Consider the following 23,609-nt stretch of genomic DNA (forward strand, 5'->3'; position numbering starts at 1 on the left):
CACGCTCGGCCCGCGCCGCGCGCGGTGACCGTCATGCGCCGGCCTCCTCGGCCTCGCCCTTCTTCACCAGGAACTCCACCATCTTCGCCGCCGCGGGCTGCAGGCTCTCGGCCTCGCGGTAGCAGACCGCGAAGCGCCGGCGCGCCCAGGCTTCGTTGAGCGGGATCACCTTGACCGTGCCCGTGCGCACGTAGGCCAGGCCGACCTGGCGCGGGATCACGCTGATGCCCAGGTTGGCCGAGACCACGCGCAATGCGGCGTCGAAGTTGGACACCACCACGCGGTAGCTCAGCGTGCGGCCGACGCGCGCCGCGGCGCGGTGCAGCATGGTGTGCACGGCCGTGGCCGGCGGCAGGCCGACGTGCTCGAAGTCCAGCGTCTGCTCGAAGCGCAGCGTGCGCTTGCGCGCCAGCGGATGGTCGGCATGTACCGCCACCGCGAGCTCGTCGCGCCGGTACGGCCGGTGCTGCAGGCCTTCGAAGCCGATGCTGTCCCAGCACACGCCCAGCGACGCGCTGCCCTCGCGCACCATGCGCACCAGGTCGCGCGAGAAGCGCTCCTCGATGTCGACCTTGATGTCGCGGTGCGCGGGCTCGCGCATGAAGGCCGCCACGTCGTCGAGCAGCGACTCGGCGATGGCCGAGGCGCTGGCCACCAGCCGCACCTGGCCACGGATGCCGCCCGCGAAGGCCGCCACGTCGGACTCGATGCGCGCCAGGGTGAACAGCAGCGTGCGCGCGTGCTCGAGCAGCGCCAGCCCGGCCGGCGTGGGCTCGACGCCGCGCCGCCCGCGCACCAGCAGCGGCGCGCCCAGCTGGTGCTCGAGCTGGGCGATGCGCTTGCTGATGGCCGAGGGTTCGATGTGCTCCTGCGCCGCGGCCTGCTTGATGCTGCGGTGGTCGCAGACCGCGACCAGCAGGCGCAAAGTCTTGAGATCGAGGTCGTGCATCGCGTCTTCCTGAGAGATTCCGATTTGGAATTTTGCCTGTTCCCATTTACCACTGGAGCGCGCCATCGGGAATTCCTATAGTCCTTTCGACAGCGTGCCGCAGCCTGCGGCCCGACCAGGAGACACACGATGAATGGATTGCCCGCACGCGCCACGGTGCGCGAGGTCGGCCTGCGCGACGGCCTGCAGAGCATCGCCACGGTGCTGCCGACCGAACGCAAGCGCGAATGGCTGCGCGACGCGGTGGCCGCAGGCCAGCGCGAGATCGAGGTCGGCTCCTTCGTGCCGGCGCGCCTGCTGCCTCAGATGGCCGACACGGCCGAGGTGCTGGCCTACGCCAAGACCCTGCCCGGCCTTGCGGCCTCGGTGCTGGTGCCCAACCTGCGCGGTGCCGAGAGCGCGCTCGCGGGCGATGCCGACCTGATGATCCTGCCGCTGTCCGCGAGCCACGCCCACAGCCTGGCCAACCTGCGCAAGACGCCCGACGAAGTGGTGGCCGAACTCGGTCGCATCCGCGCGGCGCGCGACGCCTCGGGCCGCAAGACGCTGATCGAGGGCGGCGTGGGCACGGCCTTCGGCTGCACGCTGCAGGGGGCGGTCGCGCCGGCCGAGGTGCTGCGCCTGATGCAGGCCCTGCTCGACGCCGGCGCCGATCGCGTGAGCCTGGCCGACACCGTGGGTTATGCCGATCCGCTGTCGGTCAGCCGGCTGTTCGAGCAGGCGCTGAAGATCGCGGGCGACCGCTTCTGCTGCGGCCACTTCCACGACACGCGCGGCCTCGCGCTGGCCAATGTGCTGGCCGCGGCGCAGTTGGGCGTGACGCGCTTCGACGCCTCGCTCGCCGGCATCGGCGGCTGCCCGCACGCCCCGGGCGCGAGCGGCAACGCCTCGACCGAGGACCTGGGCTTCATGCTCGGCGCGATGGGCATCGACACCGGCCTCGACATGGACGCCCTGCTCGCGCTGCGCGCCAAGGTCGCGGGCTGGCTCGCAGGCGAGCAGACGAACGGGGCGCTGTGGCGCGCCGGCCTGCCGAAGACCTTCCGACGCGCCGCGGCGCACTGAAAGAAAACCCCCATGAGCACTTCCCCCACCGCCACCGGCCTGCCGCTCGAAGGCGTGCGCGTCATCGAATTCACCCACATGGTGATGGGCCCCACCTGCGGGATGATCCTGGCCGATCTCGGCGCCGAAGTCATCAAGATCGAGCCGCCCGGCGGCGACAAGACGCGCAAGCTGCCGGGCCTGGGCATCGGTTTCTTCCGCAGCTTCAACCGCAACAAGAAGAGCGTGGTGCTCGACATCCACACGCCCGAGGGCCACGCCACCGCGGTCGAGCTGATCGGCCAGTGCGACGTGATGCTCGAGAACTTCCGCCCCGGCCTGATGGCGCAGCTGGGCCTGGACCACGCATCGCTGTCCAAGCGCTGTCCGGGCCTGATCTACGTCAGCCACAAGGGCTTCCTGCCCGGCCCCTACGAGCACCGCACCGCGCTCGACGAGGTGGTACAGATGATGGGGGGCCTTTCGTACATGACGGGGCCGGAGGGCCGGCCGCTGCGTGCGGGCACCAGCGTGAACGACATCATGGGCGGCATGTTCGGCGCCATCGGCGTGCTGGCGGCGCTGCGCGAGCGCGAGCGCACCGGCCGCGGCCAGGAGATCCAGAGCGCGCTGTTCGAGAACTGCGCCTTCCTGTCGGCCCAGCACGTGCAGCAGTTCCTCATGACCGGCGAGCCCGCGCCGCCGATGCCCTCGCGCGTGTCGGCCTGGAGCGTGTACGACGTGTTCACGCTGGCCGAGGGCGCACAGCTCTTCATCGGCGCGGTGAGCGACAAGCAGTTCCAGACGCTGTGCCGCGTGATCGACCGGCCCGACCTGGCCACCGACCCCGCGCTGGCCACCAACGCGCAGCGCGTGGCAGTGCGGCCCGAGCTGCTGCGCCAGCTGGGCGAGACGATGGCGCACCGGCGCATCGACGAACTCTCGCTGCAGCTCGAAGCCGCCGGCCTGCCCTATGCGCCCATCACCCGGCCCGACCAACTGGTCGACGACCCGCACCTGCTGGCCAGCGGCGGCCTGTCGCCGATGCAGGCCGAGGACGGCAGCCAGACGCAGGTCGTGCTGCTGCCGTTGCTCATGGGCGGGCGCCGGCCCGGCGTGCGGCAGGCGCTGGCGAAGATCGGTGAACACACCGACGAAGTGCTGGCCGGGTTGAACACGCGCTGAACCCCATTCGATTGACACCAGACGGAGACAAAGACATGAACACATCCATTGCACGCCGCACCCTTCTCGCCCTGGGCGCCACCGCGCTCTGCACAGCCGCCGGCCTGGCGAGCGCACAGGGCACGGCACCGCTGCGCGTGATCCTGCCCGTGGGCGCAGGCTCGGGCGTCGACACCATCATGCGGTCGGCCCAGGTGGCGCTGTCGAAGGCGCTGGGCGGCCAACCGGTGGTGATCGAGAACCTGCCCGGCGCGGGCAGCATCACCGGCACGCAGGCGGTGGTCAAGGCCGCGCCCGACGGCAACACCGTGGGCGTGGTGTCGAACAACCACGCGGTGAACCCCAGCGTGTTCAAGAAGATCCCCTACGACGGCATCACCGACCTCACGCCCATCACCGTGATCGGCGGCTCGCCCTTCGTGCTGGTGGTGAACCCGGCCAAGGTGCCGGCGAAGAACGCCAAGGAGCTGCAGACCTTCCTCAAGGCCAAGCCGGGCGGCTACAACTACGGCTCGTCAGGCAACGGCACCATCATCCACCTCGCGGGCGAGATGTACATGGAGGCCGCGGGCGTCGAGGTCCGCCACATCCCGTACAAGGGCATGGGCCCGATGCTGGCCGACATCGTCGGAGGGCAGGTCGAGATGGGCGTGGGCGCGGTGCCCGCGGTGCAGGGCCATCTCAAGGCCGGCACGCTGCGCGCCATCGGCGTGATGGGCAAGCAGCGCGTGGCCTCGCTGCCCGACGTCCCGACCCTCGCCGAACAGGGCTTCCCCACGGTGGATGTGGAGGGCTGGTTCGCGCTCGTGGCGCCGGCCAAGCTGCCGGCGGCGCAGGTCAAGCGGCTGCACGACGCGATCGTGGTGGCCTTCAACGACCCCGAGGTCAAGGCCGCGATGGCGCGGCAGGACAACTTCATCGCCCCCACCACGCCCGAGGCCGCCGTGCAGTTCTTCAAGGCCGAGCAGGAGCGTTACGCCCAACTCGTCAAGAAGGCGAACGTGCAGGTCGAGTGAGCGCTGGACTCAGGCTGCGGCGAAACGCGCGAAGGTCTCGTTCAACCGATCGATGTAGCGCGCCTTGGCCGCGTCGTCGATGAAACTGCCCTCGAAGCTGTTGGCCGCGAGCTGCCAGGCGTGCCGTGCCGTGAGGCCGGTGGCGGCGAAGGTCTGCAGGAAGTTCTCGTTCATGTAGCCGCCGAAGTAGGCCGGGTCGTCGGAGTTGACGGTGGCGACCAGGCCCGCGTCGAGCAGCGTGCCGAGGTTGTGTTGCGCGAGGTCGGGGAACACGCAGAGCTTGAGGTTCGACAGCGGGCACACGGTGAGCGGGATGCGCTCCTTCGCCAGGCGCGCCATCAGCGCCGGGTCCTTGGCGCTCTGTACGCCGTGGTCGATGCGCTCCACGTGCAGCACGTCGAGGGCGCTCCAGACGTAGGCCGGCGGGCCCTCCTCGCCCGCATGGGCCACGAGGCGCAGGCCCAGTTCGCGGCAGCGTGCGAACACGCGCGCGAACTTCTCGGGCGGATGCCCGACCTCGCTCGAGTCGAGGCCGACGCCGATGAACTTGTCGCGGTAGGGCAGCGCCTGTTCGAGCGTCTCGAAGGCCTCTTCCTCGCTCAGGTGGCGCAGGAAGCACAGGATCAGCGCGGCGCTCACGCCCAGCCGGGCCTCGGCATCGACGCAGGCACGGTGCAGGCCGTCGATCACCACCTTGACGTCGACCCCGCGCGCGGTGTGCGTCTGCGGGTCGAAGAACATCTCGGTGCGCACCACGTTGTCGGCGGCCGCGCGCTCGAGGTAGGCCCAGGCCATGTCGTAGAAGTCCTGCTCCTGGATGAGCACGCTCGCACCGGCGTAGTAGATGTCCAGGAAGCTCTGGAGGTTGGTGAAGGCGTAGGCCTGGCGCAGTTCCTCGACGCTCGCATAGGGGATCGAAACGCCGTTGCGCTGCGCCAGCGCGAAGATCAGCTCGGGTTCGAGCGAGCCCTCGATGTGCATGTGCAGCTCGGCCTTGGGCATGGCACAGAGCAGCTCGGGCAGCCGTTCGGCGGAAATCTTGAAATCGTGGGGGTTCATGCCGGGACTCTAAATCGATTTCCGTGCCGCGGCGACAATAGGCATTTTGCAGACGTCGCCATGGTCGCCGGGTCTGTCTTTTCCCGGAAGAGAGTGGTCGTCATCATGTCGCAGCAAGTGGGTCCCGCCGTCAACGTCCGAAGAGGCCGTCGATGAACGCGTTGAACCTGGCGCTTTTCGACCTGCTGGGCGCGGGCTTCGCGCCCCACCCCGCGCTGCTGCGCATCGCCTCGCTGCTCGCCGAGGGCTCCACCTGGCTGTGCGCCGCGCTGATCGTCGGCGCGGCCTGGATGCAACCCGCGGTGCGCACGCGCGTCGCGCTGGTGTTGCTGGTGGCGGGCCTGGCATCCTTCGTCTCACGCGAACTCGCCACGGCGATCGGCATGCCCCGGCCTTTCATGCTCGGTCTCAGCCCGCAGCACATCGAGCACGGCGCGCGCGCGGGCATGCCCAGCACCCATGCCTCGGTGATGTTCACGGTCGCCTTCATGCTGTTGATCGACCGGCGCCTGCGAAGCGTCGGCTGGGCCGTGTTGGCCATGTCGGTGGTCACGGCCTGGTCGCGGGTGTACGTCGGAGTGCATTTCCCGATGGACGTGCTGGCCGGTGCGCTGCTGGGCGGCTGCTTCGCCTTGGCGATGCAGGCCGCCGTGGCCGGCACGGTTCGCGTGCGCGAGCACACCGAGCCGCAGTGGACGGCGCTGACCACGGCGCTCGCCCGGACCGCAGCCGGCCCGCGTGTCGGCCCCATGCTGCTGGTCACGTTCGCGCTGGTCGCGACCGGGGTCGGTCTGAACACGCCGTTGCGCATCCAGCCGACGCTGCTGCAGGAAGGCGGCATCATCGAAAACGGCACGCTGTTCTTCTACCTGCTCGCGGCGCTGATGGTGCTGAAGATGCGCCCGCCCGCATGGTCGAAGCGCGACGTCGGCGCGCTGGTCGTCGTGCTGCTGGCCCTGGCCGCGCGCGAGGCCGATCTGCACGTCGCGCTGTTCGGCATCAGCATCCTCAAGGCGCGCTTCTACAGCGGCGGTGCGCTGTGGCAGATCGCGGTGGCGCTGGCCGTGCTCTCGCCCATCGTGCTCGCGGCGGGGTGGCTGTTGCGTCGCTCGCACCGCGTGTGGCGCAGCGCGCTCGCGCGCCGTCGATGGCGCGCGGCCGCCTGTACCGGGCTTGCCTTCGGCGTCGCGCTCGTGACGGCGAAGATGCTCGACCGGATGCCGGCCATGCTGCTCGATTTCGGTGCGATGCGCGAAGTGCCGGCCGCACTGCGCTATCTGTTCCTGAGCCTGGAGGAGATCCTCGAACTCTCACTGCCGCTGCTGGCGTTGCTGGCCGTGGTGCAACTGTGGCTCGGTCGCTATCCGACCCGGCTGCGGCGCACCGGCAGAACGCCGAGTCTCGTGGGTGCCGGCTGAGCCGCCCGAACAGGAGCCATCGACCTCCGGGCCTCGAACGGTCCCACCAGAATTCCAACGCACCGTCTTCCTTCCCATGTCTCTTTCCCGACTGCGCGCCGAATGGGCGCCGAGCATCCCCCGCGAACTCATGGCGGGTGCCGTGGCCACCTTCGCGCTCATCCCCGAAGTCATCGCCTTCTCTTTCGTGGCGGGCGTCGACCCGGCGGTGGGCCTGTTCGCCTCCTTCGTGATCAGCATGGTGATCGCCTTCACCGGCGGGCGCCCGGCCATGATCTCGGCGGCGGCCGGCTCGGTCGCCCTGGTGGCCGCACCGCTGGTGCAGTCGCACGGCCTGGCCTATCTGCTCGCGGCCGGCGTGCTGGCAGGCTTGATGCAGGTCGCGTTCGGCCTGCTGCGGCTCGGCGCGCTGATGCGCTTCGTCTCGTCTTCGGTGCGCACCGGCTTCGTCAATGCGCTCGCGATCCTGATCTTCGCCGCCCAGATGCCACACCTGGTGGGCGCCAACGGCGCGACCTGGGCACTGCTCGCGCTCGGGCTGGCGATCATCTATCTGCTGCCCCGGCTGACATCGGTGGTGCCCTCGCCGCTGGTCTGCATCGTGGTGCTGTCGGTGCTGGCGGCCGTGGCCGGCCTGCCGGTGACGACCGTGGCCGACCTCGGGCAGCTGCCCGATGCGCTGCCGATGTTCGGCTGGCCCGACGTGCCGCTCGACCTGGCCACGCTGCGCCTGATCGCGCTGCCGGCGCTGGCCATCGCCATGGTCGGCCTGCTCGAATCGATGATGACGGCCAAGGTGGTGGACGAACTCACCGACACGCCCAGTTCGAAGAACCGCGAGTGTGCGGGCCTCGGCATCGCCAACGTGGCGGCCAGCCTGTTCGGCGGCATCGCGGGTTGCGGAATGATCGGCCAGACGGTGAGCAACGTGCGCTACGGCGGCCGCGGCCGGCTGTCCACGCTGTTCGCGGGCGCCTTCCTGCTGATCCTCATGGTGCTGCTCAAGCCCTGGGTGTCGCAGGTGCCGGTGATCGCGCTGGTGGCGATCATGGTGATGGTCTCGGCCTCGACCTTCGACTGGGGCTCGCTGCGCGGCGTGGTCCGCCATCCGCGCGTGTCGAGCGCGGTGATGCTGGCCACCGTGGCGGTGACCGTCGCGACCGAGAACCTTGCCGCCGGCGTCGCCGTGGGCGTGATGCTGAGCGGCGTGTTCTTCACCTTCAAGGTCTCGCGCCTGATGGGCGTGGCCATCGAGGCCGATGCGGCCGACGGCGCCCGCGTCTACCGGGTGACCGGCCAGGTCTTCTTCGCCTCGGCCGACCTGTTCGTCGATGCCTTCGACCCGCGCGACACCGAAGACCGCCCCGTGCGCATCGACGTGACCCAGGCACATTTCTGGGACGTGACCGCGGTCGAGGCGCTCGACACCGTGGTGCAGCGCTTGCGCAAGCACGGCAGCGCGGTCGAGGTGGTGGGCATGAATGCGGCGAGCCGGGTGTTGATCGATCGCCTGGGTCGGGGCGCATAACGATCGCTCGCAGCGCCCCATGCCGCGCGCTTCAGGCTGCGACGGCGTCCGATTCGCGAATCAGCACTTCGGCCGGGATGCGAAGGCCGTCCGCGAGTCTGCGGATCATGCCGAGCGACAGCGGGCGCTTGTACGCCAGCACTTCGTACACCCGGTTGAGCGGGCCGATGTAGGGCACGAGGTCTTTTACCGTCATGCCCGCCTGATCCATCCTGAACTTGATGGCCTCGATGGGGTCCGGCGGATCGATGGGGTAATGCTTCGCCTCGTAGGCCTGAAGAAGTGTGAGCAGAATGTCGAGACGATCGCCGTCCGGTGTACCCAAATCCGGGTCGCGCTCCATGAGGGCAGAGACCTCACGAAGCGTTGCCTTGTGGTCTGCTTGCGTCCTGATCGGATGGATGTTCATGTTGTTCACTCCAAACGCGACACCGCGTCTTTGAAGAAGCCTTCTACTGGGTCTGGTCGATGGTCTCGGCATCGACCTGGTCGTACGCCGCATGCGTGCCGACGAATTTCACATAGACGGCCTGCTGCTTATAGGAGATCGCCGCAATCAGACGGTAGTCGTTCCCCTTGATGTTGAAGATCACCCGCCCTCCTTTGAGGATGCTTGCGTTCGCATACCGAGCCTTTATGTCCGCAGGCTGAGTCCATGCCGCAGCCATTGCTTCTGCATACCAGGCCTTCAGCGGTTGCTCGGCGTCGCGATGTGCGTGCGAAGCCCAGAAGTTCCGAAGTGTGGAAAGCGCAATGACTCGCATATCTGATTTTAGTCCCATTTTGGGACTTTGAAAATCCGAACCCAAACTGCGGCGGCTCTCTTCTGTCGACCAATGCGCCGAACCCATCAAAAAGGCCGCCCGAAGGCGGCCTCTGGATCAGCGCAGCGCGCCTTACTTCTTGTCGCCGCCCGGCACCTTGCCTTCGACGCCCTTGATGTAGAAGTTCACGCCCGAGAGGAACTTGTCGTCGGCCACGGCACCGGCCGCAACCACTTCCTTGCCGTCCTGGCCGACGATCGGGCCCTTCCAGATCGAGAAGCTGCCGTCCTTCAGGCCGGCCTTCACGGTCTCGACCTTGGTCTTGATGTCGGCCGGCACGTCTTCGGCCACCGACACCAGGTCGATCGCGCCTTCCTTCACGCCCCACCAGCTCTGGCCGGTCGCCCACTTGCCGTCGAGCGCGTCCTGGGTGGCCTTGACGTAGTACGGACCCCAGTTGATCACGGCCGATGCCAGATGGGCCTTGGGGCCGTAGGCGGTCATGTCGGAATCCCAGCCGAAGGCGCGCTTGCCCTTTTCCTGTGCGGTCTTGAGCACGGCCGGCGAGTCGGTGTTCTGGAACAGCACGTCGGCGCCGCCGTTGATCAGCGCGGTGGCCGCTTCGGTTTCCTTCGGCGGGCTGAACCATTCGTTGACCCACACCACCTTGGTCGTGATCTTCGGGTTCACCGACTGCGCGCCCAGCGTGAAGCTGTTGATGTTGCGCAGCACTTCGGGGATCGGCACCGAGCCGACCACGCCCAGCGTGTTCGACTTGGTCATCGCGCCCGCGATGACGCCGGCCATGTACGCGCCTTCGTAGGTGCGGCTGTCGTAGGTGCGCATGTTCTCGGCGGTCTTGTAGCCGGTGGCGTGCTCGAACTTGACTTCCTTGTTGTCGGTGGCGACCTTGAGCAGCGGCTCCATGTAGCCGAAGGTGGTGCCGAAGATCAGCTTGTTGCCCTGGCCCACGAGGTCGCGGAACACGCGTTCGGCGTCGGCCGACTCGGGCACGCTTTCGACGAAGGTGGTCTTGATCTTGTCGCCGAATTCCTTCTCGAGGGCCTTGCGACCGTTGTCGTGCGCGAAGGACCAGCCGCCGTCGCCCACCGGGCCGACATAGGCGAATGCGATGTTGAGCGGCGCGACGGCAGCCGGCGCGGCAGCGGCGGCCGGTGCGGGCGCGGGTGCCGGTGCGGCGGCCGCCGGCTCTTCCTTCTTGCCACAGCCGATCAGGGCGGCGGAAGCGACGGCCGTGAGAGCGGCCAGCTTGAGCAGGGAGCGCTTGTTCAAATCATTCATTTGTCGAGATCCTCGATAGGTTGACGGAAAAATCAAGAGCGATGGCAATGGTCGAGACCGGCGCTGCCGAAGCGCGAACACCGCGGAACCGGCTTTGCCGGGCCGCTGGTGTTGCCCCTTGAGGGGGGCTCGGCCACACGAAGTGGCCGATTCGGGGTGGGCTCATTATGAGCCGGGGTAGAAAGGTTTCCCAATGGAGGCCGGCATGTTGATGCGGATGAACGCCGGGTTGCGCGAGATCAGCGCCAGCACCACGATGGGCGCGATGTACTGCAGCATGCTCAGGAACTGGCTGGGCACGTCGACGCCCGTGCTCTGCAGGTGGAAACCCAGCATCGACACGCCGCCGAACAGGTAGGCACCCAGCAGCACGCGCACCGGCCGCCAGGTGGCGAAGGTGGTCAGCGCCAGCGCGATCCAGCCGCGGCCGGCCACCATGCCCTCGACCCACAGCGGCGTGTAGACGGTCGAGAGATACGCGCCCGACAGCCCGCACAGCGCGCCGCCCGCGACCACCGCCATGAAGCGGATGCGCCGCACGGGATAGCCCAGCGCATGCGAGGACTCGGGCGATTCGCCCACCGAGCGCAGCACCAGGCCGGCGCGCGTGCGGTAGAGGAACCAGATCAGGCCGACGGTCAGCGCCACCGCGAAATACACCATCGGGTGGTGTCGGAACAGGGCCGGTCCGACCAGCGGGATGTCGCCCAGCACCGGCAGCGCATAGGACACGCTGTCGGGCAGCTTGGCCTGCACGAAGTTGATGCCGACGAAGGCCGAGAAGCCGACGCCGAACAGGCTCAGCGCGAGCCCGGTCGCGTACTGGTTGGTGTTGAGCCAGATCACCAGCACGCCGAAGATCGCGGCCATCGCCGCGCCCGCCGCCATGCCGGCGAGGAAGCCCAGCCAGGGGTTGTGCGTGGTCACCACCGTCGCGAAGCCCGCGATGGCGGCGCACAGCATCATGCCCTCGGCGCCGAGGTTGACGATGCCGGCCTTCTCGTTGATCAACAGGCCGAGCGCCGCGATGGCGAGCACGGTGCCGGCGCTCAGCGAGGAGCCGATGAGCAGTGCGTAGGAGTCCATCAGACTTGTCCCCCGGTGGTGCGCGCCACGGGCGCGGTGAGTGGTGTGCTGGCTTGCAGCGAAGAAGTGGCGGTCGCGGTCGTCGCCGCCTTGGCCGCGGCCTTGCGGCGCACGCGGTAGACGATCAGCGTGTCGCAGGCCAGCAGCGAGAACAGCAGCAGGCCCTGGAACACGCCGGTCAGCGACTTGGGCAGGCCCAGGCGCGACTGCGCGAGCTCGCCGCCGATGTAGAACATGCTCATCAGGATGGCCGAGAAGATCATGCCCACCGGATGCAGCCGGCCGACGAAGGCCACGATGATGGCCGCGAAGCCGTAGCCCGCGGGCACGTAGGGCGTGAGCTGGCCGATCGGGCCGGCCACTTCGAGCGCACCCGCCAGGCCGGCCGCGCCGCCCGAGGTCAGCAGCGCGATCCAGACCGCGCGCCGGGCCGAGAAGCCCGCATAGCGCGCGGCCGCCGGCGCCAGGCCGCCCACCTGCTGCGCGAAACCGGCCCGCGTGCGGAACAGGAAGACCCACAGCGCGCCCGCCCCCACCAGCGCGATCAGGAGGCCGATGCTCACGCGCGAGCCCTTGATGAGCCGCGGGATCTGCGTGACCGCGTCGAAGTTCTTGGTCTGTGGGAAGTTGTAGCCCGCGGGGTCCTTCCACGGCCCGTAGACCATGTAGCCCAGCAGCAGCGTCGCGACGTACACCAGCATCAGGCTCACCAGGATCTCGTTGGCATTGCACTTGTCGCGCAGGAAGGCCACGATGCCGGCCCACACCATGCCGCCCAGGATGCCGGCCATCAGGATCGGCACCACGATCCACGGACCGGTGCTCTTGTCGGCCAGGAGCGCCACGCCGCCGGCGAAGATCGCACCCATCACGAACTGGCCCTCGGCGCCGATGTTCCAGACGTTGGAGCGGAAGCACACGGCCAGGCCCAGCGCGATGATCAGCAGCGGCGTGGCCTTGACCATCAGCTCGCCCAGCGCATAGCCGCTCTTGATCGGCTCCCAGAAGAACACCCCCAGGCCCTTGACCGGGTCCTTGCCGAGCAGCGCGAACAGCGCCGTGCCGATCACCACGGTGATCAGCAGCGCGAGGATCGGCGAACCGTAGGTCCAGAAGCGCGAGAGTTGCGGGCGGGGTTCGAGCTTAAACATGGGCCACCTCCTTGGCGGCAGCGGGTGCGCCATGGGCCTCCCAGAGGCCGCTCATCCATTCGCCGATCTTCGGCACGGTCGCCGCGGCGCGGTCGACCGAGGGCGAGAGCCGCCCCTTGGCGATCACGTAGAGCCGGTCGCTGATCTCGAACAGCTCGTCGAGCTCCTCGCTCACCACCAGCACCGCGCAGCCGGCATCGCGCAGCGCGAGGATCTCGTTGCGGATCAGCGCGGCCGCGCCCACGTCCACGCCCCAGGTCGGCTGCGAGACGATGAACAGCTTGGGGTTGGCGTCGATCTCGCGCCCGACGATGAATTTCTGCAGGTTGCCGCCCGACAGCGAGCGCGCCGCCGCATGCGGGCCGCCGGCCTTCACGTTGAAGCGCCGGATGATCTCGCTGGCATGCTGCGCGAGTTGCCCGGTGCGGATCCAGCCGCCCCTGCCGACCGCGTTGCTGCGCGTGAGCAGCATGTTGTGCGCGAGGCCCAGCGTGGGCACAGCGCCGCGGCCCAGCCGTTCCTCGGGCACGAAGTGCACGCCCAGCGCACGGCGCTGGCGCGGACGCAGCCGCGCCGCGGCCTGGCCGAAGACCTCGATCATCGCGGGCTCGGCGCGCGTGTCCTCGCCCGACAGCGCATAGAGCAGTTCCTTCTGGCCGTTGCCCGAGACGCCGGCGATGCCCACGACCTCGCCCGCGCGCACGTCGAGCGACACGCGGTCGAGGTCGACGCCGAACTGGTCCTCGCGCGCCAGCGTCAGCGCCTTGACGCGCAGCGCCACCGCGCCCGCCTTGAGCTCGCGGTGCTGCAGCGGCGGCGGTTCGGCGCCGATCATCAGCCGCGAGAGCGACTCGTTGGTCTCGTTCTGCGGATTGCACACGCCCGTGACCTTGCCGCCGCGCAGCACGGTGCAGGCGGTGCAGAGCTCGCGGATCTCGTGCAGCTTGTGGCTGATGTAGAGGATGCTGCAGCCCTCGGACGCGAGCTTCTTCAGCACCACGAACAGCTTGACCACCGCCTGCGGCGTGAGCACCGAGGTCGGTTCGTCGAGGATCAGCAGCTTGGGGTCGGTCAGCAGCGCGCGGATGATCTCCACCCGCTGCATCTCGCCCACCGACAACGTGTGCACCGGCCGCGAGGGGTCGATGTCCAGCCCGTACTCGCTCGCCTTGGCCGTGATGCGCCGGGCGACCTCCGTCAGCGCCAGGTGCTTGTCGAGCCCCAGCCAGACGTTCTCGGCCACGGTGAGCGTGTCGAACAGGCTGAAGTGCTGGAACACCATGCTGATGCCCAGCGCGCGCGCCTCCTGCGGATTGCGCACGTTCACGGCCTGGCCGTTGAACAGCACCGTGCCCTCGTCGGGCTTGACCGCGCCGTAGATGATCTTCATCAGCGTCGACTTGCCGGCGCCGTTTTCGCCGAGCACGGCATGCGTCTCGCCCGGCTGGACCACCAGCGAGACGTCGCTGTTGGCCACCACCGCCGGATAGCGCTTGGTGATGTGGGAGAGCTGGAGTCGTGGCGTGGTCATGCGTGTCTCGGTGGCATCGTGGTTGTCGTAGGGGCCGGATCGGTCCGTGGGTCCATCTTTGTTCGTGTGCAGGTCGTCGGCGTGGCAGCAGCAAAAGCAGAAAACAGGCCACGCGGAGCCTGGCGGGTCAGGGTTCGGGAGCGATGCCGGCGGGCGAACGCAGCGAGGCGGCCACCGACTTGATGCGCTCGCGCAGCCAGCGCGCCGAGCTCGACGCGTGCGTTCGCTCGTGCCACAGCTGGTAATACATCAGGCGCGGAAGACTCACCGGGCATTCGACGATGCGCACCGGCAGCCGGGCCGCGAAACGCTCGCAGTACTGGCGCCCGGTGGTCAGCACCAGCAGGCTCGAGGCCACCATGTCGGGGATCAGGCTGAAATGCGCGCAGCGGGCCGTGATGTTGCGCTGCATGTTCTGCGCGTCGAGCATCTGGTCGATGATGCCGCGCGCGCCCGGGTGCATCGGCGTGGGCGCGACATGCTCGGCCGCCAGCCAGGTCTCGGCATCCCAGCCGCGGCGCACCACCGGGTGGTCGGCGCTCACCAGCGAGACGATCTCGTCGCCGAACAGCCGCGCCATGTGCAGGTCCTCGGGCGGCTTGAGCCAGTTGCCGATCACCAGGTCGACGTCGCCCAGCGACAGGTGGCCGTGGTAGTTGGAGTCCGGCGACAGCGGATGGATCTCGATCTTGCACAGCGGCGCCTGCGCCTTCACCTGCGTGACGAACATCGGCAGGAACATCGGGTCGAGGTAGTCGCTGGCGGCCACGCGGAAGGTGTTGGTGGCGGTCTGCGGATCGAAGCCGCGGGCGTCGCTGAACAGCACCTCGGCCGAGCGCAGGATGCTGGCGGCGGGCTCGATCATGCGCAGCGCCGCATCGGTCGGCACCATGCCCGAGCCCGAGCGCACCAGCAGCGGGTCGCCCGACAGTTCGCGCAGCCGCTTGAGCGCGGCCGAGACGGCGGGCTGGTACATGCCCAGGCGGATGGCGGCGCGCGAGACGCTGCGATCGGTCAGTACGGTGTGAAGGACACGGATCAGGTGCAAGTCGATCTTGTCGAACAGGGCTTGATCTCTCATAACAATCTACACATTTTCACAATATGCGGACGGTTATACCGCTGCTTCAGGCGGCGGCCGCCTGGACTGCGGTGATCGCGCTCAAAATCGCCTCGCTGGTCGCGGGCGCACGCAGCGGCGGATCGACCCGGTGCTCGCCTGCGGCCGACACGGCGTCGCGGATCGCGAAGAAGACCGAGAAGGGCAGCAGCAGCGGCGGCTCCCCCACCGCCTTGCTGCGATGGATCGAATCCTCGGCGTTGGGGCCGTCGAACAGCCGCACGTTGAACACCGGCGGGCAGTCGTTGGCGGTCGGGATCTTGTAGGTGCTGGGCGCGTGGGTCGTGAGCTTGCCGCTCTGCGGATGCCAGACCAGTTCCTCGGTCGTGAGCCAGCCCATGCCCTGGATGAATGCGCCCTCGACCTGGCCGATGTCGATGGCCGGGTTCAGCGAGCGGCCCGCGTCCTGCAGGATGTCGGCGCGCAGCAGCTTCCATTCGCCGGTCAGCGTGTCCACCACCACCTCGCTCACGGCCGCGCCGTAGGCGAAGTAGTAGAAGGGCCGGCCCTTGAGCCGGTCGCGGTCCCAGCTCAGGCCCGGCGTGGCGTAGAAGCCGTCGGACCAGAGCTGCACCCGGTCGATGTAGGCCTCGCCCACCAGCGTGGCGAAGCTCAGGGTGCGGGCGTTGACCTCGACCTGGTCGTTGGCGAAGCGCACGTCGGCCGGCTCGCCGCCGTGGCGCGCGGCGGCGCACACGGCCAGCCGCTCGCGGATCTGGCGGGCCGCGTCCTGCGCGGCCTTGCCGTTCAGGTCGGCGCCGGTCGAGGCGGCGGTGGCCGAGGTGTTGGCGACCTTGGTGGTGTCGGTGGCGGTCACGCGCACGCTCTCGAAGCCCACGCCCAGCTCATGGGCCACCACCTGCGCCACCTTGGTGTTGAGGCCCTGCCCCATCTCGGTGCCGCCGTGGTTCACCAGGATCGAACCATCGCTGTAGACATGGACCAGCGCGCCCGCCTGGTTGAAGTGCTTGACGTTGAACGAGATGCCGAACTTCAGCGGCGCCAGCGCCAGGCCGCGCTTGAGCACCGGGCTCGTGCGGTTGTAGTCGGCGATGTCCTCGCGCCGCGCGCGGTAGTCGCTGGTCTGCTCGAGCTCGGCCACCAGCTCGTGGATCACGTTGTCGGTCACGACCTGCTCGTAGGGCGTGACGTTGCGCTCGTCCTTGCCGTAGAAGTTGATGCGCCGCACGTCGAGCGGATCGCGACCTAGCGCACGCGCCACGGTGTCGAGGATGTTCTCGACCGCGATCGCGCCCTGCGGCCCGCCGAAACCGCGGAAGGCCGTGTTGCTCTGGGTGTTGGTCTTGCCCGAATAGCCGTGCATCGACACCTCGGGCAGCCAGTAGGCGTTGTCGAAGTGGCACAGCGCGCGGGTCATCACCGGACCCGACAGGTCGGCCGAGTGGCCGGCGCGCGAGACCATCGAGATCTCCGCGCCCAGCAGCCGGCCCTCGTCGTCGTAGCCGACCTCGTAGTCGTACCAGAAGCAATGGCGCCGGCCGGTGACCATGAAGTCGTCGTCGCGGTCCAGCCGCAATTTGACCGGGCGCTGCAGCTTGTTCGCGGCGACCGCGGCCACGCAGGCGAACAGGCCCGACTGCGACTCCTTGCCGCCGAAACCGCCGCCCATGCGCCGGCATTCGACATGCACCTCGTTGGCATGCAGGTGCAGCGCGTGCGCCACCAGGTGCTGCATCTCGCTCGGGTGCTGGGTCGAGCAGTGCACGTGCATGCCGCCGCCCTCCTTCGGGATCGCGTAGCTGATCTGGCCTTCGAGGTAGAACTGCTCCTGGCCGCCGACGTCGAGCGTGGCTTTCAGCCGATGCGGCGCCGCCGCGATGGCGGCGCGCACCGCGGCCTGTTCGTCGCCGCCCGGCGCGGAGGCGCTGCGGCGCAGGTGCATCGGCGGCACCACGTACTGGCCGCGCGCGTGCGCGTCCTGCGGCGTGAGCACCGGCGGCGCGGCCTCGACCTTCAGCACCTCCTTGGCGCGCGCGGCCACGCGGCGGGCGATGTCGCGCGTCTGTGCGATCACCGCGAACACCGGCTGGCCCAGGTAGCGGATGTCGCCGCTGCACAGGATCGGGTCGTCGTGCACGATCGAGCCGCAGTCGTTGCTGCCCGGGATGTCGGCCGCCGACAGCACCGCCACCACGCCGGGCAGTGCGCGCAGCAGGTCGAGGTTCATGCCGGTGAGCCGGCCGTTGGCCGCCGGCGACAGGCCCAGCGCGCAATGCAGCGTGCCGCGCAGCTCGGGGATGTCGTCGATGTAGGTGGCCTCGCCGGCCACGTGCAGCTGCGCGGATTCGTGCGGGCGGCTGATGCCCACGCGCGCGCCGCCGTCGTGCGCCTTGGCTTCGGCGCCGCGGTCGATGCGCGCCAGGATGTTGGCCTCGTAGTCGGCAAAGGCCTCGGCGGGCTGGAGCAGTCGGGCGTCGATGGGCTTGTTCATTTCGAGGACTCCTGCACGGCCAGCACATCGTGCGGCATCACGCTCCAGACGCTGGTGGCCGCGGGCGGCAGCGCATCGGTTCCGCGGGTTTCCAGCCACAGGCGCTGGATCAGGTTCTGCGCCACCTGCAGCCGGTAGGCGGCCGAGGCACGCATGTCCGACAGCGGCTGGAAGTCCTGCGCCAGCGCCTGCTGCGCGGCCTTGACGCTCTGCTGCGACCAGGGCCGGCCGAGCAGCGCGGCCTCGGCCCCGGCCGCCCGCTTGACGATGCCGGCCATGCCGCCGAAGGCCAGCCGCACGTCCTTCACCGTGTCGCCGTCGAGCGCGAGCGCGAAGCCCGCGCACAGCGCCGAGATGTCGCAGTCGAAGCGCTTGCTGATCTTGTAGGCACGCACCTGGCGCTGCAGCGCGGCCAGCGGCACCGCCAGGCCCTGGACGAACTCGCCGGGCTCGAGCCGGTTCTTCATGTAGTCGAGGTAGAAATCGCTGAGCGGCATGCGACGCGTGTGCGCGCCGCGGCGCAGCTCGATCTGCGCGTCCAGCGCCATCAGCACGGGCGGCGCGTCGCCGATGGGCGAGCCGTTGGCCACGTTGCCGCCCATGGTGCCCGCATGGCGGATCGGCGGCGAGGCGAAGCGCAGCCAGACGTCGACCAGCGCGGGCGCCCGCTGCGCCAGCGCGCTCCAGGCGGCCTCGAGCGAGGCGCCGGCGCCGATGTAGAGCGCGTCGCCGCGCTCCTCGATCACCTTGAGCTCGGCCACGTCGCCCAGGTAGACGATGTCGCCCAGGTCACGGAACTGCTTGTTGACCCAGAGCCCGACGTCGGTCGAGCCCGCGAGCAGCCGCGCGGCGGGCTTGCTTTCGCGCAGCGCGGCCAGGGCGTCGAGCGTGGTCGGCGCGTGGAAGTGGTCCTGGCGACCGTCTCGAACAGCGGCGTAGTCGAAGGTGCTTTCGCGCCGCAGGCCTTCGAGCGCCTGCACCACCGGCCGGGTGTCGAAAGGCACCGCGGGCAGGTCGAACATGCGCTGGCCGGCGTCGAGGATCGGCCGGTAGCCGGTGCAGCGGCACAGGTTGCCCGACAGGTCGTCGGCCAGTTGCTGGCGGCTCGGGCGGGTGCCGGTGGTCTGGTGGTGTTCGTAGGTCGACCACAGCGACATCACGAAGCCGGGGGTGCAGAAGCCGCACTGCGAGCCGTGGCAGTCGACCATCGCCTGCTGCACCGGATGCAGGCGCTGCACCGGGTGCTTGTCGTGCCGCGCCGCATCGTGCGTGCAGTCGGCGCCGCCACGCGTCTTCAGGTCCTCGACCGTGAACAGCGCCTTGCCGTGCAGCGTGGGCAGGAACTGGATGCAGGCGTTGACCGTTTCCAGCTTCAGTCCGCCGACGGTGCCGGGCGTGCCCTCGGGGGCCAGTTCGCCGATGACCACGGTGCAGGCACCGCAGTCGCCCTCGTTGCAGCCTTCCTTGGTGCCGGTGCAATGCGCGTCCTCGCGCAGCCAGTCGAGCACCGAGCGCGTGGGATGCACACCACCGACCTCGACGGTGCGGCCCTGGTGGAAAAAGCGGATCGGTGATGTCGTCGTGGGACTCATGGTCGCGGGCTGTCTCGTTCTGGGTTGGGCGTCTTGTGCCGACACTGGAACTTAATGCTTGCAGGACCTCGTTCCATACCACTGCGCCCATAGTGCCTATATGGCGGGCGATGAGCGGGCGCATCGGTTTCGAGCGAGAGCAATTGTCGCGCCAAGGGCGGCCGGGAGGCCGGCTTTTAGAATGGCCGTCCTGTCCGCTCTCCTGCAAGCGCACCGCTTTGGCCGCCCTGAACGCTCCCGACTTCCCGACTTTCGACAGCTCCGACTTCGGCGGCGAGACGGGTGCGTTCTATTTCGACCTGGTGCGGCTCGAGGACCGGCCCGACATCCCGCGCAGTTTTCCGCATCGCCACAACTACTACCACCTGCTGTGGATGAGCGAGGCGGCCGGCACCCACCTGCTGGATTTCGAGAGCTTCGAGGCGCGCGCCAACGCGGTGTTCTTCGTGTCCCCGGGCCAGCTGCACGCCTGGGCTTCGACGGTGCAGCCCAAGGGCTTCGTCGTCAACTTCAGCACCGAGTTCTTCGTCCAGATGTTCCCGCGCTCGGACGAGATCGCGCAGTACCCCTTCTTCCACATCGCATCCGACGCCCCGGTGCTCTACCTGACCCAGGCCCAGCACGACGCACTTTTGCCGCTGCTGCTCGAGATGGAGACGGAGATGCTGGGCAAGGCCGAGGCCCGGCTGGACATCGTGCGGTCCTACCTGCTGGTGCTGCTCACCCGGCTGCGCCGTCTCTACCCCGAGCGGACCGGCGACGGCGCCTCGCCGCAGAGCTATTCGCTGACCAAGCGCTTCAACCTGCTGATCGATCGGCACTACCTCGACTTCGGGCCCCTGCGCGACTATGCGCAGCGGCTGCACGTGACCGAGCGCCAGCTCAACGATGCGGTCAAGCGCACGCTCGGCAAGACCGCCGGCCAACTCGTGCAGGAGCGGCTGGTGCTCGAAGCCAAGCGGCTGCTGAGCAACACCGACATGGGCGTGGCCGAGATCGCGTTCCACCTGCACTTCGAAGACCATGCCTACTTCGGCCGCTTCTTCAAGAAGCACACGCAGATGACGCCCGGCGACTTCAAGAAGCGCTACGGCACGCCCCGCTAGCGGCGGACGCCCCTCGCGTAAGCCCCTAGACCGGGCTGCGAAAAAGTGCCATTGGAGCTCGCAATCGTCCTACCGCATCGGACGGTGGGGTGCCTAAAGTTCAAGCCTCTCAACTCCACCGCTGCACAGGCGGTCCGATGGCTGGCGATGAACGACTCCTCCTCCCTCCGCACCGGCGGCCAGCTGATCGTCGAAGCCCTGCGCGCGCAGGGCACCGACACCGTGTTCTGCGTGCCCGGCGAAAGCTACCTCGACGTGCTCGACGCGCTCCATGCGCAGCAGGAAACCCTGCAGGTCGTGGTGTGTCGCCACGAAGGCGCGGCGGCCTTCATGGCCGAGGCGCACGGCAAGCTCACCGGCCGCCCCGGCATCTGCATGGTGACGCGCGGTCCGGGCGCCACCAACGCCAGCATCGGCGTGCACACCGCCTTCCAGGATTCGACGCCGATGATCCTGCTGATCGGCCAGGTCGGGCGCGACATGATCGAGCGCGAAGCCTTCCAGGAAGTCGACTACCGACGCATGTTCGGCCCCTTCGCCAAGTGGGTCGCGCAGATCGACGACGCGGCGCGCATCCCCGAACTGATGGCGCGCGCCTATTCGGTCGCGATGTCGGGCCGCCCGGGCCCCGTGGTCCTGGCGCTGCCCGAGGACATGCTGACCGACTCCGCGTCTCCCACCATGGTGCCGCGCGTGGAAGTGCCGCAGTCGCACCCCGCGCCCGAGGCGATGCAGCGCCTGCGCGCCGAACTCGCCGGCGCGCGGCGACCGCTTCTGCTGCTGGGCGGACCGGGCTGGAGCGGCGCCGGCCGGTCGGCCATCGAACGTTTCGCCGAAACCAACGGGCTGCCGGTCGCCTGTGCCTTCCGACGCCAGGACCTGTTCGACAACCGCCATCCGCACTACGTCGGCGAAGTCGGCATCGGCCTCAACCCCGAGCTCGCGAAAGCCGTGCGCGAGGCCGATCTGCTGATTGCCGTGGGCACCCGCCTGGGCGAGATCGTGACCAGCGGCTACACGCTGCTCGAGGTGCCGGTGCCGCGCCAGCGGCTGGTCCATGTGCTGCCCTGTGCCGAGGAGCTGGGCCGCGTCTACCAGCCGGTGCTCAAGGTGCTCGGCCACCCCGACCCCTTCGCCGAAGCCGCGGCAGCACTGGCGCCCATCGACGCACCGCCCTGGCACGGCTGGCTCGCCGAACTGCGCCGCAACCACGCGCGCTACACGGCGCCGTCCACGCGTGCGGCAGCGCTCGACCCGGCACACGTCATCCACGCGCTGCGCGACACACTGTCGCCAGACGCCATCCTCACCAACGGCGCCGGCAACTACAGCGCCTGGGCGCACCGCTACTACCCGTTCTCGCGTCCGCACACGCAGCTCGCACCGACCAGCGGCGCGATGGGCTACGGCGTGCCGGCCGCGATCGCGGCCAAGCTGCGGCATCCGTCGCGCCAGGTCGTCTGCCTGGCCGGCGACGGCTGTTTCCTCATGACCTCGCAGGAACTCGCCACGGTGAAGCGCCATGGCCTGGCCATCGTCTTCATCGTGTTCAACAACGGCATGTACGGAACCATCCGCATGCACCAGGAAGCGAACTACCCGGGCCGCCCGATCGGCACCGACCTGTGCAACCCCGACTTTGTCGCCTACGCCCGGTCCTTCGGGCTGCGTGCCGAACGCGTCGCGCGCAGCGAAGACTTCGCGCCCGCGCTGCAGCGCGCACTCGAAGGGGACGGCGCCGCGCTGATCGAACTGACCATCGAGGCCGAAATCCTGACACCACGCGCCACGCTGAGCGAGCTGCGCGAAAAGGCCCTGCGCGCAGCGGCCTGAGACCCGGTTTTTCAATAACAAGGAGACAAGACATGACATCCATGCTGCGGGCCTCGGCCCTGGCGGCCCTGGGCGCCTGCGCGCTCGCGACCGCCCATGCACAAGGCGCGAACGACTTTCCATCGCGCCCGATCCGCATCGTCGTGCCGTTCGCGGCCGGCGGCGCGACCGACGTGATTGCGCGCGTGGTCGGCCAGAAGGTCTCGGACCAGCTGGGCCAGCCGGTGGTCGTCGACAACCGCGCCGGCGCCAGCGGCAACATCGGCGCCGTGGCCGTCGCACGTGCCGCACCCGACGGCTACACGATCCTGATGGCGACCTCGAGCCACGCGATCAACGCGACGCTCTACCGCAAGCTCGACTACAGCCTCACCAGGGATTTCGCGGCCCTGTCGAACCTGGCCTCCGTGCCGCTGCTGCTGGTGGTGAATCCCAATGTGCCGGCGCGCAACGTGGCCGAGTTCGCCACCTATGCGAAGACGCCGGGCGACAAGTCCAACTTCGGCTCGGGCGGTACCGGCACGGCGGCCCACCTGGCCGGCGAGCAGTTCAACACGCTGGTGGGCGCACGCATGATGCACGTGCCCTACAAGGGCGGCGCCCTGGCCCAGACCGACCTGATCGGCGGCCAGGTGCAGGCCATGTTCGCCAACCTGCCGGAGGTGCTGACGCAGGTCCAGGCCGGCAAGCTGCGTCCGCTGGCCGTCACCGGATCGGCCCGCCGCGCCAATCTGCCCGAGGTGCCCACCTTCTCCGAAGCGGGCTATCCGCAGATGGACGCCCGCTCGTGGTTCGGCCTGTTCGCGCCCATCGGCACGCCGGCACCGGTGGTGACCAGGCTTTCCGCCGCCATCGCGCAGGCCGTGGCCGATCCGGCAGTGCAGGCGCGGCTCAAGGAGCTCGGCGCCGACCCCATCGGCGACCGGCACGAGACCTTCCAGCCCTTCGTTGCGCAAGAGGTGAAGCGTTGGGGCGCGCTGGTGGAACGCTCTGGCGCGACCGCCGAATGACCCGAGTGCCGACCCGCACACACCGCCCACATCCCGAGAGATGATTCGCCCCCTGCGCCTCGGCCCCTGCCGAGGCGCGATTCACCCCCGAAAAGAGATCCCATGCTTTACGACGTCAGAACCTATGCCTGCATTCCGGGCACCATCAGGAAACACCTGGCGCTGTATGCCGAACACGGCTTCGACATCCAGCGCCAGCATCTGGGCGAACCGCTGGTCTACATGCAGACCGAGACCGGCGACGTCAACAGCTACGTCCACATCTGGGTGTACACCGACGCGGCCGACCGCGCGCGCAAGCGCAGCGCCCTGCAGGCCGACCCGGCCTGGGCACGCTACCTGGCCCTGAGCGCCGAGGCGGGCTATCTGCAGTCGCAGAACAACCGCCTGATGACGCCGGTGTCCTTCTTCAAGCCGAAGGCCTGACACCCTGGCACGCCCCGGGTCGGCGCGCCGACCCGAA

20 protein-coding genes are annotated in these 23,609 nt (G+C 69.0%); 9 read left to right on the forward strand and 11 right to left on the reverse strand.

Annotation, left to right across the window (positions count from 1 at the left end; translation table 11 throughout):
- Nucleotides 1-31 precede the first annotated feature (31 nt).
- Nucleotides 32-949 (reverse strand): LysR family transcriptional regulator, encoded by a 918-nt coding sequence (locus ACSFBC_RS24255; RefSeq protein ID WP_435512889.1) that lies wholly within the window; start codon nucleotides 947-949, stop codon nucleotides 32-34.
- Nucleotides 950-1,078: 129 nt separating this feature from the next.
- Between ACSFBC_RS24255 and ACSFBC_RS24260 the strand changes: the two genes are divergently transcribed.
- The 3 genes from ACSFBC_RS24260 to ACSFBC_RS24270 are packed head-to-tail and all read left to right on the forward strand — an operon-like array spanning nucleotide 1,079 to nucleotide 4,194.
- Nucleotides 1,079-2,014: a hydroxymethylglutaryl-CoA lyase gene (locus tag ACSFBC_RS24260; RefSeq protein ID WP_435512890.1), complete on the forward strand. Its 936-nt coding sequence runs from the start codon at nucleotides 1,079-1,081 to the stop codon at nucleotides 2,012-2,014.
- Between the two features lie 12 nt (nucleotides 2,015-2,026).
- Nucleotides 2,027-3,178: a CaiB/BaiF CoA transferase family protein gene (locus tag ACSFBC_RS24265; protein WP_435512891.1), complete on the forward strand. Its 1,152-nt coding sequence runs from the start codon at nucleotides 2,027-2,029 to the stop codon at nucleotides 3,176-3,178.
- Nucleotides 3,179-3,213: 35 nt separating this feature from the next.
- Complete coding sequence (locus ACSFBC_RS24270) at nucleotides 3,214-4,194, forward strand: Bug family tripartite tricarboxylate transporter substrate binding protein (RefSeq protein ID WP_435512892.1); 981 nt, start codon at nucleotides 3,214-3,216, stop codon at nucleotides 4,192-4,194.
- A 9-nt stretch (nucleotides 4,195-4,203) separates the two neighbouring features.
- Here the strand turns inward: ACSFBC_RS24270 and ACSFBC_RS24275 are convergent, their stop codons facing one another.
- Complete coding sequence (locus ACSFBC_RS24275; RefSeq protein WP_435512893.1) at nucleotides 4,204-5,253, reverse strand: adenosine deaminase; 1,050 nt, start codon at nucleotides 5,251-5,253, stop codon at nucleotides 4,204-4,206.
- A 152-nt stretch (nucleotides 5,254-5,405) separates the two neighbouring features.
- Here ACSFBC_RS24275 and ACSFBC_RS24280 point away from each other — a divergent pair, with 152 nt between their 5' ends.
- A complete protein-coding gene (locus tag ACSFBC_RS24280; protein ID WP_435512894.1) occupies nucleotides 5,406-6,671 on the forward strand; it encodes a phosphatase PAP2 family protein in 1,266 nt (421 codons plus the stop codon).
- Between the two features lie 76 nt (nucleotides 6,672-6,747).
- The gene (locus ACSFBC_RS24285) at nucleotides 6,748-8,199 is read left to right on the forward strand and encodes a SulP family inorganic anion transporter (RefSeq protein ID WP_435512895.1); all 1,452 of its coding nucleotides are present in this window, start codon (nucleotides 6,748-6,750) and stop codon (nucleotides 8,197-8,199) included.
- Between the two features lie 31 nt (nucleotides 8,200-8,230).
- On the opposite strand, the gene ACSFBC_RS24290 is transcribed toward ACSFBC_RS24285, so the two are convergent.
- From ACSFBC_RS24290 to xdhA, 9 genes are all read right to left on the reverse strand, one after another.
- Nucleotides 8,231-8,608: a helix-turn-helix domain-containing protein gene (locus ACSFBC_RS24290; protein WP_435512896.1), complete on the reverse strand. Its 378-nt coding sequence runs from the start codon at nucleotides 8,606-8,608 to the stop codon at nucleotides 8,231-8,233.
- A gap of 43 nt (nucleotides 8,609-8,651) precedes the next feature.
- Entirely contained in the window at nucleotides 8,652-8,963 is a 312-nt protein-coding gene (locus tag ACSFBC_RS24295) for a type II toxin-antitoxin system HigB family toxin (RefSeq protein WP_435512897.1), read from the reverse strand.
- Between the two features lie 132 nt (nucleotides 8,964-9,095).
- Nucleotides 9,096-10,265 carry a BMP family ABC transporter substrate-binding protein gene (locus ACSFBC_RS24300; RefSeq protein ID WP_435512898.1) on the reverse strand — a complete coding sequence of 390 codons (1,170 nt, stop codon included), beginning with the start codon at nucleotides 10,263-10,265 and terminating at the stop codon, nucleotides 9,096-9,098.
- Between the two features lie 165 nt (nucleotides 10,266-10,430).
- Complete coding sequence (locus ACSFBC_RS24305) at nucleotides 10,431-11,351, reverse strand: ABC transporter permease (RefSeq protein ID WP_435512899.1); 921 nt, start codon at nucleotides 11,349-11,351, stop codon at nucleotides 10,431-10,433.
- On the reverse strand, nucleotides 11,351-12,502 hold the full coding sequence (locus tag ACSFBC_RS24310) for an ABC transporter permease (RefSeq protein ID WP_435512900.1): 1,152 nt from the start codon (nucleotides 12,500-12,502) through the stop codon (nucleotides 11,351-11,353). The genes ACSFBC_RS24305 and ACSFBC_RS24310 overlap by 1 nt, the downstream gene beginning before the upstream one ends.
- Entirely contained in the window at nucleotides 12,495-14,033 is a 1,539-nt protein-coding gene (locus tag ACSFBC_RS24315) for an ABC transporter ATP-binding protein (RefSeq protein WP_435512901.1), read from the reverse strand. The genes ACSFBC_RS24310 and ACSFBC_RS24315 overlap by 8 nt, the downstream gene beginning before the upstream one ends.
- A gap of 127 nt (nucleotides 14,034-14,160) precedes the next feature.
- Nucleotides 14,161-15,114 carry a LysR family transcriptional regulator gene (locus ACSFBC_RS24320; RefSeq protein WP_435512902.1) on the reverse strand — a complete coding sequence of 318 codons (954 nt, stop codon included), beginning with the start codon at nucleotides 15,112-15,114 and terminating at the stop codon, nucleotides 14,161-14,163.
- A gap of 46 nt (nucleotides 15,115-15,160) precedes the next feature.
- A complete protein-coding gene (xdhB, locus tag ACSFBC_RS24325; protein ID WP_435512903.1) occupies nucleotides 15,161-17,605 on the reverse strand; it encodes a xanthine dehydrogenase molybdopterin binding subunit in 2,445 nt (814 codons plus the stop codon).
- The gene (gene xdhA / locus ACSFBC_RS24330; protein ID WP_435512904.1) at nucleotides 17,602-19,197 is read right to left on the reverse strand and encodes a xanthine dehydrogenase small subunit; all 1,596 of its coding nucleotides are present in this window, start codon (nucleotides 19,195-19,197) and stop codon (nucleotides 17,602-17,604) included. Before xdhA ends, xdhB begins: the two co-directional genes overlap by 4 nt.
- Nucleotides 19,198-19,415: 218 nt before the next feature.
- Here xdhA and ACSFBC_RS24335 point away from each other — a divergent pair, with 218 nt between their 5' ends.
- From ACSFBC_RS24335 to ACSFBC_RS24350, 4 genes are all read left to right on the forward strand, one after another.
- On the forward strand, nucleotides 19,416-20,303 hold the full coding sequence (locus tag ACSFBC_RS24335; protein WP_435512905.1) for a helix-turn-helix domain-containing protein: 888 nt from the start codon (nucleotides 19,416-19,418) through the stop codon (nucleotides 20,301-20,303).
- A 147-nt stretch (nucleotides 20,304-20,450) separates the two neighbouring features.
- Nucleotides 20,451-22,136, forward strand: coding sequence for a thiamine pyrophosphate-binding protein (locus ACSFBC_RS24340; protein WP_435512906.1), 1,686 nt, complete (start codon nucleotides 20,451-20,453; stop codon nucleotides 22,134-22,136).
- A 32-nt stretch (nucleotides 22,137-22,168) separates the two neighbouring features.
- Complete coding sequence (locus ACSFBC_RS24345; protein ID WP_435512907.1) at nucleotides 22,169-23,146, forward strand: tripartite tricarboxylate transporter substrate binding protein; 978 nt, start codon at nucleotides 22,169-22,171, stop codon at nucleotides 23,144-23,146.
- 102 nt (nucleotides 23,147-23,248) lie between these two features.
- Nucleotides 23,249-23,572 carry an NIPSNAP family protein gene (locus ACSFBC_RS24350; protein WP_435512908.1) on the forward strand — a complete coding sequence of 108 codons (324 nt, stop codon included), beginning with the start codon at nucleotides 23,249-23,251 and terminating at the stop codon, nucleotides 23,570-23,572.
- Nucleotides 23,573-23,609 lie beyond the last annotated feature (37 nt).

It is taken from the genome of Variovorax frigidus, from assembly GCF_051216515.1.
In the GTDB taxonomy this organism is placed as follows: Bacteria; Pseudomonadota; Gammaproteobacteria; order Burkholderiales; family Burkholderiaceae_C; genus Variovorax.